Here is a 20201-nt window from a genome sequence, read left to right as displayed (position 1 = left end):
GATGTAATACAGCATATCGGGCGGGTTTCCTGCCAGCGCATAAAGAAAGTAATGGTGGATGGATATTGATTGCCTAAACGCTCTGACCGATGTGCAGATGTCAGAGTGGCGCGATTTTCTCGCCAAAGCCCGCCATCAGCACCCCCGCCAAGATCCCCGTTTTGCCGAGGTGGAACGGGCAATGGGCCATCCGGTGATGTTTGCCACCGGACGGCGGGACGGCAGGCTGTGCGCGGTGGGGATTTTTGTGCTGCAGCCCAACCGGCTGGTGCTCGGGCGCATGGCTGCGGCCTCGGCGCTGAGCGGGCCGGTCTGTGACAGCGCATCGGATATGATCGCCTTCCTGCAGGGGCTGGCCGCGCAGGACCATCTGGCCAAGGTCGATGCGCTGCGGATCACGCCCTATTGGCTGGAACAGGAAGCAGACGATCTGGCCGCTGCGCTGGCGCAGGCAGGGTTCCGGATCAGCGATCCCGAACCGCATCGTGACACCGGTATGATCGACCTGGCCCTGACCGAGGACGACCTGCGCGCCTCATTCTCGCGCAGCGCTCGGCGCAAGGTGAGGCTGGTCGATAAATCCGATATCGAGATCCGCACCGCCACCCGGTTCGAAGAGGCCGAGACCTTTTTTGAACGGCTGAATACGCTGGTGATCGCACGCCACAATCTGACTCCGGTTCCACGGGCCGAATATGAGGCCGGATTTCGCCATGTCTTCAACGATCCGTCCATTGGCGTGATCTTCAACGCCTATCACGGGGATGTCTTTCTGGGCGGGCTGCTGCTGTATCGCAGCGGCACCACCGCGCATGCCCGCCGCTATGTCGCCGACCCCGAGGCCGCGCGGGATGTGGGCAATCTGCGGGTTGCGCCCGCCCTGTGGCTTGAGGGCATGTTCTGGGCCAAACGCGCAGGCTGCACCCGGTTCGATGTCGAAGGCTTCCTGCCGGTAGAAGACAAAAGTCATCCGAATTTCAACGTTTATGAATACAAGCGCGAATTCAAACCGACCCATGTCCGGCGCATCGCAGAACATACGCTGGTTCTGAATGCGGCCAGCCATTCGGCAAATGCCCTGCCGGGGCAGGTCAAAAATGAATTGAAACGCCTGTTTCCGAAATTGCGCCAGCTCAGCCCGAAGCGGCTGCTGTCGGCGCGCAGACGCTGAGGGGGGCGGGATATGAGTCAGGAACCGCTTGTCTCTTACAGCAGTTGGCGTGCCAAATATTTGAACCTGATCGTCTCGGGCCTGTTGTCGCCGTTGGAGTTTGTTCTGGAACAGCGGGCCCGGTCCGATGATCAGCCGATCTGTTTCATCGTCGGGCCGCCCCGGTCGGGGTCGACGCTGCTGTATGAGCTGATGGTGACCCGGTTTCAGTGCGGGTATTTCTCGAACCTGGCCAAGCGGCTGTTCCGCGTGCCGGTTGCCGCAACCTGGCTGTGCCGCAAGGTGATGCGGGATCGGCAGGGGTCGTTCGACAGCGTCTATGGTGAGCTTGAGGGCAACGCCGCCCCCAGCGAGGCCGGGCGGATCTGGGTGCATTGGATGCCTTATGCCGCCCCCTATCTGCTGGATAAACCCGGGCTGACACCGGCCCGGATGCGCCGCAAATTGGCAGCCATCGGCCGGATCGCGGGCAGGCCCATGATCGTCAAGAACATGATCCTGCAATCGGATTTCCCTTTGCTGCTGAAAACCTTCCCGAACGCGGTGTTCATCTACATAGATCGGGATTGGGCGGATAATGCGCACTCGCTTGTGCGGGCGCGGCAGGACAAGACGTCGATGGATGCCTCGGGTTGGTGGTCGCTGCGCCCGACTGGGTGGCAGGCCTATGCCGATGCCGATCCGGTCACACAATCCTGCGCGCAGGTTGTGCTGAGCCATCGTGATCTGGCGGCGGGCTTCAATACGCTGGATCATCCGGATCGGGTCCTGAAAATCAGCTATGAAGCCTTGTGTACCGAGCCCGAGCGCGCCCTCTCGGACATGGAGGCCTTCTTTGCCCAGAACGGCCTGGATGTCATGCGCAAACCGGCCCCGCAGCCCCTGCCCGGCATCACCGTCCGCCGGCAGCCCGAGGATGAAACCCGGTCGCAGATCATGGCCCGTCTGGATAAGATCAAAGCGGACGCGGCGGCGTGATCGGGAAAGAGAACACATATGGCGCATAATACGGCCCCTTTGAATTGCAGTGACCCGTCGATGCGGTTTGTGCGGCTGTTTCAGCGCGACCCCGATGGTGGGTTCACGCGGCTGTTCGAAGACCGTCAGGTGCATTGGAGCTTTAACACCCGGGTCGCCATCCGCGCGGGGTGTGATCTGCTGGGCCTGCGCCCCGGGGATGAGGTGCTGGTGCCTGCCTATAATTGCGGCTCAGAGGTTGATCCGCTGATCCATGCCGGGCTGTCGGTACGCTTGTATCCGGTTGCGCAGGATTTGCGCATTGATCCGGTCCGGGTTGAGCCTTTGATCACCGACCGGACACGGGCGATCTATGTCACGCATTACTTCGGGATCATCCAGCCGGAACTGGCAGCGATCCGGGCGCTTTGCGACAGGCATGGATTGCGGATGATCGAAGATTGCGCGCTGAGCCTGCTTAGCGGCGCAGCCCCTGCCGAAGGCCGTGCGGGCGATGTGTCGGTCTTCTGTTTCTATAAATTCGTCCCGGTGCTGGAAGGGGGCGCTCTGGTCGTGAATGCCCCTGATCTGGGCACGGCCTCTCCGTTTTCACGCCCAGCCCCGGGAAAGATCGTCGCAAAGACATTGGCGCGGTCTGCTTTGGTCAATGTGTTGGGGGCGGATCGGGCGCAAAGCCTGAAGCGCGCTTTGCGCAACGGGGCGGACACGGCGGAACCAGCTGATCTGCCCTCGGATGAGATGGATGACATCCCGTGGCACTATTATTTCAACCCAAGCCTGCAAAACCGCCGGATCAGTGCCTTTGCCTTGCGGCCACTTCGGTCGTTCTCGGTGGCGGATATCATTGCCACCCGGCAGGCCAATTGGCACCACTATCGCGAAGTTCTGGACGGGGTGCAGGATGTTACGCTGCTGAAACCGGATCTTGAGCTGGGGACCTGCCCGCTGAACATGCCGCTTCTGGTAGCGGATCGGGACCGGGTCGCCCGCGATCTGCAGGCGCGCGGCATCGGTGCCACGCCCTGGTGGGCGGGGTTCAACCGCAATCTGGACTGGACCGGTCAGGACGAGGCGATGGCGCTGAAAAACAACGTGCTATCCCTGCCGCTGCACCAGTTTCTGGGCCCTGCGCATCTGGATCATATCGTCACCCAGCTGCGGCAGGTCCTGTAACGCGGGTTACGCCCCTACGCCTTGCGGCTGCGCAGATGGTTGCGCAGCTTGCCCAGAAGCGAAAACACCATGGTCTCAAACCCGTTCGGTCGCCCGGTCATGGCCCAGAGAGCGATATGGGTGGTGGTGTAGACAACCACGCCGACGCCGGTTTTCAGCAGCACGATGCCCGGGGTGTATGTCACCAGCAGAACATCCCGCAGCGCGTAATTGGTGGCGATGACCGCAAGTGCCATCAGCGCGCAAGAGACAAAGCTGCGCCATCCGACGATCAGGGGCTCAAAAAATCCGCCGTTTCCGAACCGTTTGGCGATGATCAATGTGGCAATCAAACCGGCCAGATTGGCCAGACCGGCGGCGATCAGGGCGCCGTAGAAGCCATATTGAACTCCGATCCACATCACCAGACAGACAACAACCAGAAGGATCGTGTTCCTGTAGAACAGCAACGAGGTCGAGCCTTCGACATAGACGGCGGACCGTACGCTTGCCTGTAGCGCATTCAGCGCATAAAGCGGGGCCAGCACCCAGATCACCGGTGCAGCTGCGACCCATTTGAAGCCCAGAAACATCCAGATTACATCAACCGAGACAAGCGCGAAGCCCACGCTGAACGGCAACAGGATCGCCAGGAAACCGGCATTGATCTTGCGGAACCCTTCCCGGCCCTGATCGGTTTTCCGGGACAGGTCGGCCAGCCCGGGATAGACCACCCGCAGGATCGGCGTGAACAGTTGGTGGGTGACGACATTGACCAGTCGGGTGCCGATCCGGAACAGACCGGCATCCGCCAGACCCAATGTGGCACCAATGATCAGTTGCGGGGCGTTGGCGGACATGAACTGCGCAAACTGCGCCCCGATGGTCCAAGACGAGAATGACAGGCTGTCGCGCCATTGGGACAGGGTCAGTCTGGGCAGCATTGGCGCAATCGAAAATGTCCAAACCCCGCGCATGACCTGCCCGGCGAAGGTTGCCACAACGATGGCCCAGTAATCCCGCCAGTACCAAGACAGGGTGATGGCCAGAATGGCGTAAACCAAACGGCTGAGGGTTTCTTCACCCGCCGCAAAGCCAAACCGTAGGCCGCGTTCGAACAGCAGGAAACGGGGGCTTTTGATGGCCACCACCAGCGACATGGCCGACAGCACGGGCATCATGTCCGTGAGTGCCGGTATTCCCAGCAGCGCGACCAGAGGTTGCGCCGCCCAGAACAGGATAGCGGCCATCAGACCAAAGATGATCTGGAACGAAAACACGGTGTGCAGATGCTCGGGCGTCACATTATCAAGCCGGATCAGGACCATTCCGATCTGCCGCTGAAACATTTCCAGCAGCGCCGTTGCGATCAGAAAATATGCGATGATGCCGAAATCTTCGGGCGTCAGAAGGCGCGCTGTGATGGCAATCGTCAAAAGCCCAAGGCTCTGCCGAAAGACACCGGAGGCCAGCAGTGTCGCCGCGCCCACCGCTAGGGCAGAGCGGCGTGTCAGCATGCTGGGGGCCGGGTTGTGATCAGGGGAATTCTGCACGTGATCAATATTTCCGAATTGGGAACAACAAATTAGTTTTCCCGTTAGTGTTTCCCTTTGTGCGCTCTTCAATGTGGTGCTTTGAAATGTGGAATCTCAGATCTGGCAAGCAGGCCGATCGGCTGATAATCAAATCAAAGAAGGATTTATTATAACGAGATCGCATGTTTTTATTATTCAGTGTTAGATGTTTGTGTGATGTTTTGGCGATGACACCTCTTCCGTGTCAGCAAATGGCATCACATAGCAAGGTAAATTTCCGCTTCAGTGTCTCAGATCGGCCTCGGGTCGTGCAAGTCTGCTGAGTTAAGAGTTGCCGCAGTCTGACTGGGCTGCGGGTATTACGTTTCAAAAATGGTGTAGCGGAATGAAGATTGCAATTTTCGGGTTGGGATATGTGGGGTTCACGGCGGCGTGCTGTCTGACCCGCGAGGGGCATGAGGTGATCGGCGTCGATGTGAATGCCGACAAGGTCTCTGAGATCAACGCCGGGCAGCCCCCGATCAAGGAACCGAAAGTGGCCGAGTTGCTGACCGAAGCGTTGGCCAGGAACCTGATCCGGGCCTCGGTTGAAATGCCGGACCTCAGGGATGTGGATCTGGCCATCGTCTGTGTCGGTACGCCCAGTTCCACAGATGGCTCGCATAACATGAGTTTTGTGGCCGAGGTGACGCGCCAGATTGCTGAAACCGTATCGCCGGATCGGGCGCGGCCTCTGACCGTGGCCTATCGCTCGACCTTCCGGCCGGGCACCGTGCGGCAGCTGATCGAGCCGATCTTTCAAAGCTATCTGGGCGATCGGACGGCGCAGGCGGTCGAGATTGTCTATAACCCCGAATTCCTGCGCGAGGCTTCGGCGGTAGATGATTTCTTCAATCCGCCCAAAATCGTTGTCGGTACAGCAGACGGCAACCGATCCGCAGTGATGGATGAAATGCACGAAGGGTTGGATGCGCCGGTGTTCTATACCGCCTTTGAAGAGGCCGAGATCACCAAATTCGTGGACAATACCTGGCATGCCACCAAGGTGGCCTTCGCCAATGAGGTCGGCCGCATCTGCCACAGCATGGGCGTGTCGGCCAAAACCATGCACGAGATTTTCGTCTCGGACACCAAGCTGAATATCTCAGCCTATTACACCCGTCCGGGGGGGGCGTTCGGGGGCTCGTGCCTGCCCAAGGATGTGCGGGCGCTGCAGCATATCGCGGGCGAGGTTGGGGCGCATACCCATCTGATCGACAGCCTGTTGCAGACCAACCAGGCGCACAAGACCTATCAGGCGCAGGACATCATGGCGCGGTTGCCTGACGGGGGCCGGGTGCTGATGGCGGGGCTGGCCTTCAAGGCCGGAACCGACGATCTGCGTGAAAGCCCCAATGTCGATATCGCCCGGCGCCTGTTACAGGCGGGGTATCAGCTGTCGGTCTATGACCCGGCCATCAAGCCTGCCGATCTGCGCGGACAGAACCTGGGCTATGCCTTTACCCATTTGCCCAATGTGGGCAGCCTGCTGGTGGATCGCGCTACGGCCGAGGCCGGACCCTGGGATCTGGTGGTTGGATCAAACCGGATCGTGAATGACCTGAACCTTGGCGATACAGAGGTGCTAAGAACCTATGAATATGACTAGCCCCGTATCCGCCATTCAGCCGATCTCGTTCGAGGAATTGCGCCAGAGTCAGCCCCTGAAGGGGCTGAAGGTTCTGATCGTGGTTGAAAACCTGCCGGTGCCCTTCGACCGCCGCGTCTGGATGGAGGCCCGCACGCTAGCCGCCGCAGGCGCGCTGGTCTCGGTCATCTGTCCGACTGGCAAGGGGCATGAGGAGCGTGTCTGGGAAGACGAAGGCATCAAGGTCTATCGCCACCCGCTGCCTTTGGATGCCAGCGGCGCGCTGGGGTATCTGTTGGAATATGGCGCGGCGCTGTTCTGGGAAAGTTGGCTGGCACTGAAGATCAAGTTTACCTGCGGTTTTCACGTCATCCATGGCTGCAACCCGCCTGACCTGATCTTTCTGGTGGCGCTGCCCTTCAAGCTGTTTGGCGTGCGCTATCTGTTCGACCACCACGACATCAACCCCGAGCTTTATGAGGCCAAGTTCGACAAGCGCGGGTTCTTCTGGAAGCTGATGAAGACGTTCGAGCGGCTGACCTTCGCCTCCGCCCGGGTGTCGATCGCCACCAATGAAAGCTATCGCAAGATCGCCATCGAACGCGGCGGCATGGCGCCCGAGGATGTGTTTATCGTCCGCTCAGGCCCCGATCTCAGCCGGTTGCAGCACCTGCCGCCAAACCCGGACTGGCGCAATGGGCGCAAATATATGGTCGGCTATGTCGGCGTCATGGGCGATCAGGAAGGCATCGACCTGCTGCTGGAATCCGTGGCGCATCTGGTGCAGGTTCAGGGGCGCGACGACATTCAGTTCTGCCTTGTGGGCGGCGGCCCCAGCCTGGACAAGCTGAAGCAGCAATCCGTCGATATGGGCCTGTCAGACTATGTCACTTTCACCGGCCGTGCGCCGGATCAGGATCTGTTCGAGATCCTGTCGACCGCCGATGTCTGCGTGAACCCGGACCGGGTGAACGAGATGAATGACAAATCCACCATGAACAAGATCCTTGAATATATGGCGTTCGAGAAACCCATCGTTCAGTTCGACGTGACCGAAGGGCGGTTCTCGGCGCAGGAAGCCTCGCTATATGCCAAGGCCAATGATCCAGTGGATATGGCCGACAAGATCACCGAACTGCTGGCAGATGACGAGCGCTGCGCTGCCATGGGCCGCTATGGGCGTGCAAGGGTCGAGGCCGAGATGGCCTGGCCCCATCAGGTGCCCGCGCTGATTGCAGCGTATAAGCGGATCTGGAAGGGGTAAAACCCTAAGTGTTGCTTTTGGTGCCGCAGTGGGCTGGAATAACAAAAATGGGAATTGTTGTTGATTGATCGCGCTGCACAAACCTTGGGTTCAAGTTCTGTGATTATGACAGGATAAGGTGGTTGTGTTACAAAATAATTAAGCCAAGGGCTGATTGGAACAGAGCGGCGGACATCATTTTTTTCGAACGCTGCTTTTGAGCAGGCAAGAGCGAGCGTAGATCGCAGTGCAATTGTTAAGCGATGGCTTATTTTGTTTTGGCAAGAGATTCAGATGATGCAAGTCGGAGATGGTGAGGAGTTTCAGACAGCCACAGGACCCGGAGAAATACTGCACAGTAGGAATTCCAGAGGCTGACTGGCACCAAATGCCGTATATCAAAACGGCACAAATTGCGGCAGGCGGTTCAGGCTTGGTTCCATGAAGCGTTGCAGCCTTGCATCTGCGTCAGCTTCGGTTTCACCGGGCTGGATTGGGGTCACAAAACGCACCAATGCACCATCGGTGCGGCCCATGATAAAGCCGTCCTGCATCACGCTCAGCTTGGCACGGAAGTCGTTGACGATGCGTTTACCCCGCTGTTCGAACCAGTAATACACCAGTTGCTTTGACAGCTCTTTCTGGATCACCGCGCGGTTGACGGTGAAACTGCCATATGGGGTGTTGCCCGGATTGACCTCGTAAGGTTCAAGGCTGAAGATTTCCCAGCCACCGACGGGCAGGCAGACTTCGGGCGAATGGATGCCGTCGCCTTCGGTCTGCTTGTTGTAAAAGGCCACGAACATATTCACGAAATCGCCGGAGGTGGTGTCGATATAGGTGGTGTTCAGATAGTCGCTGGCGCCCAATGTCCGTTCCACCTTGGGATCGAGACTGGTGGTCGAACCGGACCACGGCCCAAGCTGGCGCGGGTACAGAACAAACGGATCGCGTTCGACGTGCTGTACGTCCGAGGCGGGCCGCAGCGCCCAGGCCGTTGAGACTGCCAGTGTCAGAACCGCCGCTACCGCCAGCGCCACCGAGGCTTTGATACCCACGATGCGCAGCGCGATGGGGACGAACCCTTCGGTATCCAGATCGATGGTCTGGGCAAAGGGTTTGGGGTTGGGGGCCAGGCGCTGCAACCCGATTGCCATAAGAAACAGAATGCCCACGCAGATCAGGAAGACGACCCACCCTTCGAAGAAATGCATGAACCCTTCGGCTTGTTCGATACCGTGGTGGTTGACCAGAACACCGATCACGCCGATGCGGACCGAATTCATCAGCACTGTCAACGGTGCTGCCGACAACATCAGAACTGCCTTGTGCCAAATCGGGCCGCGATACAGCAGGGCGAAGAGATAGGAAAAGCTCAGGATCGGGAACAGGTAACGCAGCCCCGCGCAGGCCTCGGCCACCTGCAGCTTGTAGACGCCCAGATCAATGATGTTGCCTTCGATAAAGACCGAGACACCGGCCAGCTGCACGAACCAGACGCCCAGCTCGGATGACACCCACTGCAGAAAGATCGTTAGCTTCCAGTAGATGAACTGCGGTAGAGGCAGCATGAAGACCAGATGGATCACTGGTAGTTGGTGATGGATGCCGCGTTTCCAGCCGAACACGGTCAGCATGACGCCACCGGTCCAGATGATCATGGCATAGGTGACGATATCCGGGATGCGGGTCAGGTTGCCCAGAATTGCGATGACCAGCGCCACCGCAATCACCGCCACGCCCGGCCAGCGGTCATGGACGACCGGGTTGGGCGGCGGCATATTGCGCAGCTCGCGAAGGAACAGATACAGCGAAATGATGGGGATCAGTGGCCCGTGGCTGTATTCTGGCGTGCTCCAGGCCGCGCCCAGCGAGACGATACCGATCCAGAAAACGGGGATCGATCCCAAAAGCAGCAGGGCAAACCAGAACAAACCCACCGCGCTGATCGTCGGCAGGGCAGTGCGGGCCGCTTCAAGCGTATGGCTACGGCTGTCTTTCGAATCGAGACGATGCATCACCAATCATCATGCACAATAAAACTTGATCTTGAATTGCGCCGGTTTTGGATCGCAGAGTTTGGATTCGAATCTGGCACAATGGATATTTCTGGCTGGTATTTATTCGTTATTTGAAACTGTGCCGAAGGCGGCTCAGGGCTTGAGTGTGAATCGCCGTCCAAGTGTCAGGAAAAACGAGCTTGAATCCACATCAATATTGCTTCGGTCGTCCATTTCATATTGATAGCCGAAATTCAGCGCCCAGTCTTTTGTCACCGCACGGGAATAAGAGGCGTTGAACGTGCCGCGCTGGCGCGGGTTGGAGGGGCCGGAGCCTTCGTTTTCCTGGTCGATGAAATTGGCGCTGAAGGACAGGGCCGATACCGAATTGATGAAGTAATCATAGGTCAGGAACGCCAGCGTCTGGCGGGTTTCCACGCTTTGGGTGCTGGTGCCGACCCGGCGTTGGATAGTGGCGCCGATCCGGGATGTGGGTAACTGATAGCTGTAATCGATCTGGCCAATCGGCGTGACTTCGTCAAACGGCCCCCGGGTAAACCCGGCATTGAAGCTCAGCGTTGAGTTGAGCCGCTGGTAGCTGCGGCCAAAGGTGGCGTTGGTACGGGTGCCATTGACACCAAAGGACTGGTCAGCCTGGAAATTGACACTTCCGTCCGGCAGGGTTTTGTTCCAGCCGAAGCTCCAGACAAAGTTCTCGGTTACGTTGTTCGTGTTGGTGGCCCCTTGCGTGTTGTCGACCTGCGTGTAGCCTATATTTGCGCTGACGGAGGTCGTGGGGGAAATGTCGTAGGATGCTCCGGTTGAAACGGTTGTCGTATTCCTGTCGGTCTGGGCGGTGTCATCAGCTTCGAACTCGCGGTAGTTGACGCGCAGGTTCGTCTGCAAAATCGGCGAAATCCGAAAGATGGCGGCGCCCGTGAACTGGTCGGACCGGTTGTCGAACAGGCTCGGGTCGATTGTGTTCTGATAGGTGCGTTCGCTATAGGTATAGTCGAACCGGAAACCAATGGGATCGGTCAGACCTGTTTGCCAGTTCAGGAGTCCCCGGGTGTTGACCTGATCCCCGAAAGAGCCGGTGACATCGGCTGCGTCGATGATGCCGTCCAGATTGACATCGGTCAGGGACCGGTTGAAGGCCAGATCTCTCTCGCGATACTCGGCCAGCAACCGAAGTCGGCTGTTGGCGCGGTCCCGTTGATAGGTCAGCTGTGTAAACGGGTCCGAGAAACTCGATTCCGTGCCGATGATCGGTTCATTGGCGATCCGGTACAGCCCCGACAGATCGAATGTCAGTGTCGAATCCGGTGTCTGGTTCACAACCCCCAGCGCCAGGGTGTTTTCCCACCAGGTGGTCGACCCGAAAGAGGGGTCGGTCAGGCGCAGGTTGTCGTCATATCTGAGCGAGGACAGGTAATCCAGCGTCACGGTCAGGCCGGTTCCGGTGCCAACCTGTTGCGCGGGCTGCCCGACCCTACGGGCCGGGTTCTGTTGCGCGCGCTGCGACAGAAGCTGCAGGCTGGGTGTCTGCTGGACCGGCGCCGAAGGTGCCGTTGTCTGTTGCGCATTCGACTGTTGTACCGTCGTTTGTTGCGTCGCGGTCTGCTGTCCGGTTGCGGGTGGCGAAAGTGAAATTGCAAAAGCGATCCCGCCCCCCAGCGCAGAGACCAGCCTGTATCCGGATTTTCCCACCTGTATTAGCCCCTATTCGAACAAGCGGCGTGCTGGCACGACAACTACGTCTCCCGTTTTGAGCACTGTTGTGCCTTTGATGCCGCTGCCCGAGCCGTTGTAGTTATAGATATATGTATTCATCGCCCCTGACTGAGTGTCGGGCCGACGCAATTCGATGCGTTTACGCGCTGCAAAATTGGTCAGGCCGCCGACCTGAGCCAGAAACTGCAGAATTGTTGTGCCTTCGGATGCCAGATGTTTTCCGGGCACGCCCACTTCGCCCATGACGAAGACGTCAATTGTTGGTCCGGCCGCCGCACTCCCCGGAAGGGCCGGAGCGCCCAGCGAGGCGATCGAAACGAAGACCGTCGGAGGTGTGTTGAAGTTCGTGGCCAGTGCCGACGCAAGAGATGAGCTGAGACCGTCGGTCGACTTGCCCGAAGCCCGGACCGACCCGGCCAGCGGAAAGGTGATGGACCCGTCCGGCAGAACCAGAACGGTGCGATTGAGGGTGGGGTCTTCCAGCACCTCAACTCGCAGGGCATCCCCCGGTTGGATTTGGTAGGACTGCGCCCAGGCGCTGGTCGCCACAACCATGGTGACGACAAGTGTGATCAGGGATCCAAGTACTGTCCGCATGTTCAAATCTCTCAACTTTTCCTCTTTTATTACTCTTTCCCGATAACGAAACAATCTGTGGTGCGTTCACGGGGTATGAGATGCGGCAGAAATGCCGCGGACTCCAACCCGGGTGTTTACTGCCCGGGGGGCTCCGCTGCACTGATCCGTTCGATTTCGGCCTCCAGCGAGGGGGTCACGCTCAGAGGGATGTTGGTGTTCAGGGCGGCCTGAAAGGCGTTCAGGGCCTCTTCCTTGCGACCGATCGCGTCATAGGCCTTGCCCAGGTGGTACAGGACCAGCGGGTGATCCGGTATCGCCTGCGCTGCGGGTTCCAGATATTCTACAGCTTCGTCGTAATTTCCCAGCCGATAGGCGATCCAGCCATAGGTGTCCTGAAACGCCGGTACGCGGGTGCCGCGCAGACGGCGGGCCAGAACCTGCGCGCGCTGCAGACTTTCGTCATCGCTGCGATATGTGGTCAGCAGACTTGCCAGATTGTTTGCGATGACCATGGAGCGACCGGTGAGCGGGTAAAGCTTTTCATAGACCGCGATTGCCTGATCCAAATCCCCGGCGCGTTCGTGATCCGCCGCCTGCAACATCAGAAGATCCGGGCTGTTCGGCAGCGCTGTCAAAGCATTTGTAAGGGTTTGCCGGGCTTTTTCAGGCGCGTTCTGTTCGCTCAGCAGTGCATGAAGCGCCAGCCAGGCCCGTGTCGTATCCTGGTGGTCTGCGAGGATCGCGCGATACATCTGCTCAGCGCTGTCGCTCTTGCCCTCACCAGCCAGAGCATGCGCCTTGAGCAGGCGCAGCGGCACCGAGCTAGGGTTCTTTTCCAGCAGCTGATCAAGGCGGGCAAAGGCGGCTTCGGTCTCATTCCGGGCCAGAAGGGACCGGATCAGCGCGATATCCGCCGGCAAGCCGAATTCGGGGTCATTTGCCAGCTGATCCAGGAATACCGTCAGGTCATCGGCGCGGTCCTGCGCAGCCAGCATATGCGCCCTGAGCTCATTCGCCAGACGACGCGTTTCCGGGGTGCCCATGTCGCCCAGTGATTGCTGTACCGCGCGGGCGCGATCCCAATCCTGCATTCTGAGGTAGACCTCACCCAGCAGAAACAGAAGCTCGGGTTGTTCTACATCCTGACGTAGGGAATCGGTCAGAACACGCTCGGCGATTTCCAGATCATCCTCTGCAATCAGAAACCGGGCATAGCGTAGCGATTCTTCCGGCCCGTTGCGCGAGACTTCGATTGCCAACGCCAGCATTTCCCCCATCAGTTCCCGGTCGCCGTTGCGTTCATGCGCATGGGCCATCAGGGTCATCAATTGCGGATCCCGGGGCGTTTGGCCAAGTGCCTCGCGCAATTGCACGATGGCATCGCCGGTCTTGTCCTCGTCAATTAGCCAGGACGCTTTGAATTTCAGCGCACCCACCTGGGTGGCGTCTTCTTCCAGCACCTTGTTGATCAGGGTCTTGGCCTCGGCGGGTTTGCCAGTCTGGAACAGCATGCGGGCATATTCAACCTCGCTTTCGCGGGTCTGGATGTTCCGGTCCGCACCTTCCAGAAGCTCCTGCATTTCGGCAATCGCCGTTTGCGTATCGCCCATGCCGAATTTCAGCGTGGCCCGGGCGGTTTTGAGTTTGGGGATATTGGCACCGTTTTGGGCGATGATCGCATCCAGTTCGGCAATTGCCGCATCGATGCCGCGATATTCCCCCAGAAACGCGATCAGCCTCTGGGTTGGCAGATACTCTTCGGATTGCGCGTCCACCTCGGCCCGCAGCATCTGCTCGGCCGCACCCAGATTGTCCCGGCCGATATAGTGCTGGACCAGCAATTGTTCGATGCCTTCATCATCGGGGAACAACAGCGCCATCTGTTTGAGCAGCGCCTCGATTTCGTCGGGTTTGTCCAGCTCCTGCAGCGCGCGCAGCCGGATTCCATAAAGGTTTTCCCGTTTTGGCGCGATGTCCAGGGCCGCAGCGGATTCCTTAAGGACGACCTCCCAGTCCAGCTTGCGGATATGGTGGTCAATCACGACCTCGCGCGCAGACATCAGCTCAGGGTTTGTTTCGATGAATTTGCGCGCCGTATGAATGGTGAAGTCCACATTGGCAGCATCGCCATTTCTGACCGCGTCAGTATAGGCCAGCGTGTTGTTGATGGACTTGATCGTCACATCATCCGGCGCCAGTTGCGCCGCCGCCGCGCCATGTCGCCGGACATCTTCCCAATTGCCCGTTTCCAGTGCCAATTCCGCCAGGCTGCGCTGCCCTTCCAAGCTGTCGGGGTATTGCTCGACCAGCCGCAGATACTGGCTGTAGGCGATGGGAATATTGCCCCGTTCGCGTTCCAGCCTGGCAAAGGTCAGCCGGGCCTCTTTGTGGCGGCCATTCAGTTTGAAGACATTCCTGAATTCGACCAGGGCGCGTTCGACATCGCCCTCTTCCAGGTGGGCCATCCCAGCCTGAAAATGCGCCTCGGCGCGTTCTTCGGCTGTGTCACACGCGCTGAGCAGCACGGACACGGCAAAAAAGGCCACTGCCAGTCGCTTGCTGATATTGGGTCCTGTTCTGCTCAATGCTGCTCTCCCGCATCGATTACGAAAAGCTTGCGATAGGCGGCGGGGACCGGTCTTAGCAACCGGTGCCGCGCAGAACCACGAAGATGGTCCGGATCAGGATTGAAACATCTGTGCTGAACGACATGCATTTCCAATAGTCTGTATCGTGCGCCGCGCGTTCGGCAAAGGAAGATTGGCTACGGCTGGACACCTGCCAGGGTCCCGAAAGGCCGGGGCGCATCGCGTTGTAGAATTTGCCGGGGTAAAGCTTTTGCTGTTTCACCATCATCGGGCGGGGGCCGATCAGGGACATCTCGCCAACAAAAACGTTCCAGAACTGGGGCAGCTCATCCATCGAGAATTTGCGTAGGCAGTATCCGAACTTGATGATGCGGGGGTCATCGCGCAGCTTTTGATTGCGGTTCCATTCGTCACGCGCCTCGGGATTGGCCGCCAGATAGTCTTTCAGAACCGTATCGGCGTCATGCACCATGGTGCGCAGCTTGAGCAGGTTGAAAACCTTGCCGTTCTTGCCGACGCGTTTCTGCAGGTAAAACGGGGTCACGCCTTGAGTGACAAGGAAAACAGCCAGAAAAAGAACCAGAGGTACAACAAAAGGGGCTGCAAGCAGCACGAACGCGATATCAAAGATGCGTTTCCCGACACTTCTGTAAAACCCAGGGTAATCCACCGAAGTAGGCATCACAGAAATATTAGAGTAGCCAGGATTGGCTGCTTCTTTCGAATGACTCGTCACTATTTAAACCCCCAGCACACACAATTAACCAAGAACCACCTACCACACTCAGAAACCGACTACGCTCAACCTCATTCTGTATACAAAATCTTTTATGTTTTTATGCCTTACTTGGCTCTGCTTGTATCAACATGTCAGCAGACCCTTTGCCCGCAATTCTTAACAAATTCCGGTAGGCTTGCAAAACAATAATCCTGCCGGATCGGGCCGTCGACACAGAAAAGAGACCGTATTTCCCTGCTGTTAAGGCCCGAACCGTACCCCGCCGCGCAAGAGAGGTCGGGATATCTGTTGTGTTTTTCGACACAATCTGGGGTTTTAGGGGGTTTTGACTTTAATTCGACATAAAATGGCGCGCGATGAGATTTTTCTGTGGGGTACCGATTTGTGACCTGCCTTGCCGCTTTTCCGGGCAGTTTTATCAGGTGTTTGGCGAAAACAGGCGGCTTCGAGCGCCCCGATTGTCAGGATCGCTAAGTCAATTCATCGCATGTGAAGTTTAGTGCTGATTGCTATCTTGATTTTATGGCAGAGTAATACGCAAGTACGTTTTGTTTATGTGATATGTGTGTTGGGTAAGGGATTTCTGGTGGTTCAGAGTATGAGTTTGTGTGATTCCTGGGGGACCAGTGCAAGGTTTGACAAGGCGGAAGGAAACCGGGGTTCCATGGCGTCCAGTGACGGGTTTTATCTAGATTATTTCGGTCTTGACCGGCGGCCCTTCACGCTGCTTCCGGACCCTGGGTTCATGTATTGGTCGCCGCTGCACAAGCGCGGCTATTCGGTGCTGCAATTCGGCATCATGAGCTGCGCCCCGATCACCGTTTTGACGGGCGAAATCGGCGCCGGAAAAACGACACTGATTCAGCACCTTCTCAGCGATATGGAGCAATCCATTACCGTTGGGCTGATCTCGAACGCGCAGGGTGGTCGGGGCGAATTACTGCAATGGGTGCTGCATGCGTTGGGCCTACCGATCGACAATGATGCGACCTACGTACAGATCTTCCAGACGCTGCAGGATTTTCTGATCTCGGAATATGCCGAGGGGCGTCGGGTTGTGCTGATTTTCGATGAGGCGCAGAACCTGACGGTCGAAGGTCTGGAAGAAATCCGCATGCTGACCAATATCAACTCCAACACCGATGAGTTGATTCAGCTTGTGCTGGTCGGGCAGCCCGAGCTGCGTGATATGGTTCTGGACCCCAAGATGCGTCAGCTGACGCAAAGGGTGGCCGCAAGTTTCCATCTAGAACGGATGGATGAAGAATCGGTCGAAGCCTATGTCCGGCACCGGATGAAGACCGCCGGCGGATCGGGCGGAGAATTCACGGAAGGCGCCTGCAGGCTGATTTTCCAGCAGACCCGGGGCGTCCCGCGCCTGGTGAATCAGTTCTGCGACTTTGCCTTGCTGTATGCTTGGACAAGTGAGTCGGAAAAGGTGGACGAAGACGTCGTCAATCAGGTGGTCAATGATGGTGTATTCTTTGGCGGTAACTCACTCGAGAAGGAGCTGACAGTCTGAGATGAGCCCTGTTCGTTACTATTTTTCCATTTTCCTGAGGCGGTTCCCGTACTTCCTTGTCGTGGCCACGATTGTATCGGCGATTTCGATCACGGTCGCGATTACCCTGCCGCCCACCTATGTCTCGCAAATGCGGCTGATCGTGGAATCGCCGCAGATTCCGGGAAACCTGGCGGCGAGTACAGTTACCACGACTCCGTTTGAGCAACTCCAGATCGTCGAGCAGCGCTTGCTGACACGGCCCGTTCTGCTGGATATCGCCCGCAAGTTCGAGGTGTTGCCGGATCAGGACGAGGCTAGCCCGGACCAGATTGTCTCTGAGTTGCGCACAAAGACCAAAACCCGGATTTCATCGGGGCGCAATCAGGCGAACCTGATGACCATCACCTTCGAAGGCCGTAGCGGTAAGATCGCAGCGGGTGTGCTGAATGAATATCTTACGGAAATTCTGAAGCTTGATGTGTCGTACCGCAAAGAACGGGCATCTGATACGCTAGTATTCTTTGAACAGGAGGTCGAGCGTCTGGGCGATGAGCTGGACAAACGCAGCGCCCGGATTCTCGAATTTCAGAATGAAAACTCCGGCGCTCTGCCCGCCAGCCTGCAATTTCGGATGGCGCAGCAGGGGGCATTGCAAACAAGCCTTCAGCAGACCGACCAGCAGATATTCTCGCTGCAGAACCAGCGCGAAAAGCTTTTGGATTTATACAACACGACGGGCCAGATCGGAAATGTTGGGCAACAGCCGCAAACACAAGCGCAGCAGCAGTTGAACCAATTGCGCAATCAGCTTGATAACCAGCTGGGGGTTTATTCGGAAAGCAGCCCGCAGATTAAGCTTTTGCGAGCTCGGATCGAGCGTCTGGAAGAGGTTGTCGCAGCCGAGCAGGCATCTAACACCGCCACACCTAATGCGCAGACGGGCAATTCGACGCTTGACCTTCAACTGGCCCAGATAGATTCACAGATATCCGCCCTCGAAGATCAGCGCGCCGTGACGGAGGAAAACCTCAAGAAGGTGACGCTGACCATCGATCAGACCCCGGCCAATGCCATCACTCTGGCCGAGCTGCAGCGGGATCATACCAATATCCAGAACCAGTACGATACGGCGGTGGCGCGGCTGGCGTCGGCCTCGACCGGTGAACGAATCGAAGTCACGTCCCAGGGGCAGCGTATTTCGGTGATTGAACACCCGTCCGAGCCGACCACGCCAACCAAACCTGACCGGCTGGTGATCGCGGCTGGTGGTACCGTCGTCGGTATCCTGATGGGGCTGGGGCTTGTTGTCCTGCTTGAGCTTCTGAACCGTGCCGCGCGCCGACCCGAGGATCTGATCAAAAAGCTGGATGTCTGGCCGATTGCAACCCTCCCTTATGTGCGCTCCCCAGGCCAGATTGCGGCGCAGCGCATCGGTTGGGCGGTCTTCGTCCTGGCGATAATGCTGGGGGTTCCCGCAACCGTGTGGGCCGTGCACACTTATTACCTGCCTCTGGATCTGATCGCAGACAAGGTGGCCGATAAGCTGGGAGTATATTGGTGATTTTCGTTCTGAGTAAGAGAGGGAGGGTATAATGGACCGTCTTCAACAGGCGATTCAAAAGGCCCGCGAGGAACGCGATAGCCGCCAGGTACAGCCTCAGTCATTGAAGCTGACGCAGAACGAACATCCGGACCCTGTTCCGCCGGAAAGCGTTGGCGAAGACCTTTGGCTAGCGCTGCCAGAGATCAAGATCGAGTCACGTCTCATTCCCCGCAAACGCCTGATGTCATTTGGCGGTGGCGCGGACGCAACGCCTTATGACATGTTGCGGACCAAGATGTTGCAGCAGGCCCTGTCCAATGGCTGGCGCCGGGTGGCGCTGACCTCGCCTTACAGCGGCTGCGGCAAAAGCACGACGGCAGCCAATCTGGCCTTCAGCCTTGGCCGGCAGGAAGATTTGCGGACAATTGTGGTTGATTTTGACATGCGGCGCAGAGGGTTGGCAGAGATCCTCAAGCAAACCGGTACGTCCAGCATGTCCGATGTCATTCAGGGAAGTGTTCCGTTTCACGAACATGCCCTGCGGTACGGCAATAATGTGATTTTCGGGCTGAACTACACCGCGACTCGTAACCCGGCGGAGATCCTGCAAAGCCGCAAGACCATTGAGATGCTGGAGTTCCTCGAAGCCGAGTACAAACCTGACATTATCCTCTTTGATACGCCACCGCTGATGGCAAGTGACGACAGTCACGGGTTCCTCAGAAATGTGGATTGCGCTCTGCTTCTGGCCGCGGCAGAGGAAACCAGCATCGACCATATCGACGTGGCCGAACGGCAATTGGCGGAACTTACCAATGTGATGGGGATCGTCCTGAACAAATGCCGCTATATAAGCGGGGCTTTTGGTTATGAGTACGGCTCGTACTGACACGGCGACGGACACAGGGCTGCGCGATGCGGTCGTTATCCCGCATTATAATGATCTGCCGCGGTTGGAACGGTGCCTGCTGGCGCTTCGGGAGAACGATCTGACGGGGACCGAGATTGTCGTTGTCGATAACAATTCGCCGGTTTCGCTAGGGGATATGCAGCAGGCCTTTCCCGAAGTGCGCTTTGTGGTGGAAGCCCAAAAGGGCGCAGCCCATGCCCGCAACCGTGGGGTGGCGGAAACCATCGCGCCGCGACTTTTCTTCATTGATGCCGATTGCGTGCCTGCGTCCGACTGGCTGAAGGTCGGGCGTCAGATCGCGGACCGGGCCGATCTGATCGGCGGCCGGGTCGATGTATTTGACGAGACCCCGCCCCCGCGCAACGGGGCCGAGGCGTTCGAGGCCGTTTTTGCATTCAACTTCCGCAGGTATATCGAGGTTCAGGGGTTTTCCGGAGCCGGAAACCTGCTTACCCGTCGCGATGTGTTTGATGCAATCGGCGGGTTCATCAACGGCGTCTCGGAAGACCGGGAATGGACCATGCGGGCGGTAGCGCATGGTTATAGCCTGATTTACGAGGACGGGTTTCGGGTCAGCCATCCGTCACGACAGGATTGGGCAGCGCTCAGGGCAAAGTGGCGGCGAACAACACAGGAAGCCTATCAATTGCACGGAACGAGCGCTGCCGGGCGCCTGCGTTGGGCGCTTCGTGGGTTGGCCATGCCAGCCAGCGCCGTTGTTCATACCCCCAAAGTCATATCCAGCGACAAGCTGACGTCGACAGGCGAGGTTTTGCGGGCGATCTCGACATTGTTCCGGCTTAGATGTCAGCGCATGGTCTGGATGCTGCGCCAGGCAATCGGCGGCACGATCTGACCCCTCCAAATGAAAAGAGGCCGCTTGCTGCGGCCCCTCAAC

General features: G+C 58.0%; 15 protein-coding genes. 9 read left to right on the top strand and 6 right to left on the bottom strand.

Features of this window, described 5'->3' with window-relative positions; genetic code table 11:
* Positions 1-58: 58 nt before the first annotated feature.
* Genes GOV89_RS20945 through GOV89_RS20935 form a run of 3 tightly spaced genes read left to right on the top strand, consistent with a single transcriptional unit; the run spans position 59 to position 3322 of the window.
* Complete coding sequence (locus GOV89_RS20945) at positions 59-1171, top strand: GNAT family N-acetyltransferase (protein ID WP_171239012.1); 1113 nt, start codon at positions 59-61, stop codon at positions 1169-1171.
* Positions 1172-1183: 12 nt separating this feature from the next.
* A complete protein-coding gene (locus tag GOV89_RS20940; RefSeq protein WP_171239011.1) occupies positions 1184-2149 on the top strand; it encodes a sulfotransferase in 966 nt (321 codons plus the stop codon).
* Positions 2150-2167: 18 nt separating this feature from the next.
* Positions 2168-3322: a DegT/DnrJ/EryC1/StrS family aminotransferase gene (locus GOV89_RS20935; RefSeq protein WP_171239010.1), complete on the top strand. Its 1155-nt coding sequence runs from the start codon at positions 2168-2170 to the stop codon at positions 3320-3322.
* Positions 3323-3336: 14 nt separating this feature from the next.
* Here GOV89_RS20935 and GOV89_RS20930 read toward each other — a convergent pair whose 3' ends face one another.
* Entirely contained in the window at positions 3337-4818 is a 1482-nt protein-coding gene (locus tag GOV89_RS20930) for an oligosaccharide flippase family protein (RefSeq protein WP_171239009.1), read from the bottom strand.
* Positions 4819-5221: 403 nt separating this feature from the next.
* On the opposite strand from GOV89_RS20930, the gene GOV89_RS20925 reads away from it, so the two are divergent.
* Positions 5222-6484 carry a nucleotide sugar dehydrogenase gene (locus GOV89_RS20925; protein WP_171239008.1) on the top strand — a complete coding sequence of 421 codons (1263 nt, stop codon included), beginning with the start codon at positions 5222-5224 and terminating at the stop codon, positions 6482-6484.
* Complete coding sequence (locus GOV89_RS20920; RefSeq protein WP_171239007.1) at positions 6477-7727, top strand: glycosyltransferase family 4 protein; 1251 nt, start codon at positions 6477-6479, stop codon at positions 7725-7727. The genes GOV89_RS20925 and GOV89_RS20920 overlap by 8 nt, the downstream gene beginning before the upstream one ends.
* A gap of 377 nt (positions 7728-8104) precedes the next feature.
* Here the strand turns inward: GOV89_RS20920 and xrtD are convergent, their stop codons facing one another.
* The 5 genes from xrtD to GOV89_RS20895 form a co-directional block, all read right to left on the bottom strand.
* Positions 8105-9724, bottom strand: coding sequence for a VPLPA-CTERM-specific exosortase XrtD (gene xrtD / locus GOV89_RS20915; RefSeq protein ID WP_171239006.1), 1620 nt, complete (start codon positions 9722-9724; stop codon positions 8105-8107).
* A 135-nt stretch (positions 9725-9859) separates the two neighbouring features.
* Positions 9860-11416 (bottom strand): hypothetical protein, encoded by a 1557-nt coding sequence (locus GOV89_RS20910; RefSeq protein ID WP_171239005.1) that lies wholly within the window; start codon positions 11414-11416, stop codon positions 9860-9862.
* A 12-nt stretch (positions 11417-11428) separates the two neighbouring features.
* Positions 11429-12037: a polysaccharide biosynthesis/export family protein gene (locus tag GOV89_RS20905; protein ID WP_171239004.1), complete on the bottom strand. Its 609-nt coding sequence runs from the start codon at positions 12035-12037 to the stop codon at positions 11429-11431.
* A 116-nt stretch (positions 12038-12153) separates the two neighbouring features.
* Positions 12154-14604, bottom strand: a complete 2451-nt coding sequence (locus GOV89_RS20900; RefSeq protein WP_171239003.1) for a tetratricopeptide repeat protein — start codon at positions 14602-14604, stop codon at positions 12154-12156.
* A 55-nt stretch (positions 14605-14659) separates the two neighbouring features.
* Positions 14660-15343 (bottom strand): sugar transferase, encoded by a 684-nt coding sequence (locus GOV89_RS20895; RefSeq protein WP_371810654.1) that lies wholly within the window; start codon positions 15341-15343, stop codon positions 14660-14662.
* Between the two features lie 667 nt (positions 15344-16010).
* Here GOV89_RS20895 and GOV89_RS20890 point away from each other — a divergent pair.
* From GOV89_RS20890 to GOV89_RS20875, 4 genes are read left to right on the top strand one after another with little or no spacing between them, the layout of a single operon-like run.
* Entirely contained in the window at positions 16011-16868 is an 858-nt protein-coding gene (locus tag GOV89_RS20890; protein ID WP_171239002.1) for an ExeA family protein, read from the top strand.
* 1 nt (position 16869) lies between these two features.
* Positions 16870-18411 (top strand): lipopolysaccharide biosynthesis, encoded by a 1542-nt coding sequence (locus GOV89_RS20885; protein ID WP_171239001.1) that lies wholly within the window; start codon positions 16870-16872, stop codon positions 18409-18411.
* A 31-nt stretch (positions 18412-18442) separates the two neighbouring features.
* Positions 18443-19282 (top strand): CpsD/CapB family tyrosine-protein kinase, encoded by an 840-nt coding sequence (locus tag GOV89_RS20880; RefSeq protein ID WP_171239000.1) that lies wholly within the window; start codon positions 18443-18445, stop codon positions 19280-19282.
* Positions 19263-20159, top strand: coding sequence for a glycosyltransferase family 2 protein (locus GOV89_RS20875; RefSeq protein ID WP_171238999.1), 897 nt, complete (start codon positions 19263-19265; stop codon positions 20157-20159). The genes GOV89_RS20880 and GOV89_RS20875 overlap by 20 nt, the downstream gene beginning before the upstream one ends.
* Positions 20160-20201: the final 42 nt, after the last annotated feature.

Origin of the sequence: Ruegeria sp. HKCCA5763, from assembly GCF_013034545.1 — a bacterium.
Lineage (GTDB): Bacteria > Pseudomonadota > Alphaproteobacteria > Rhodobacterales > Rhodobacteraceae > Ruegeria.
This window is presented reverse-complemented; position numbering and strand designations above follow the sequence as displayed.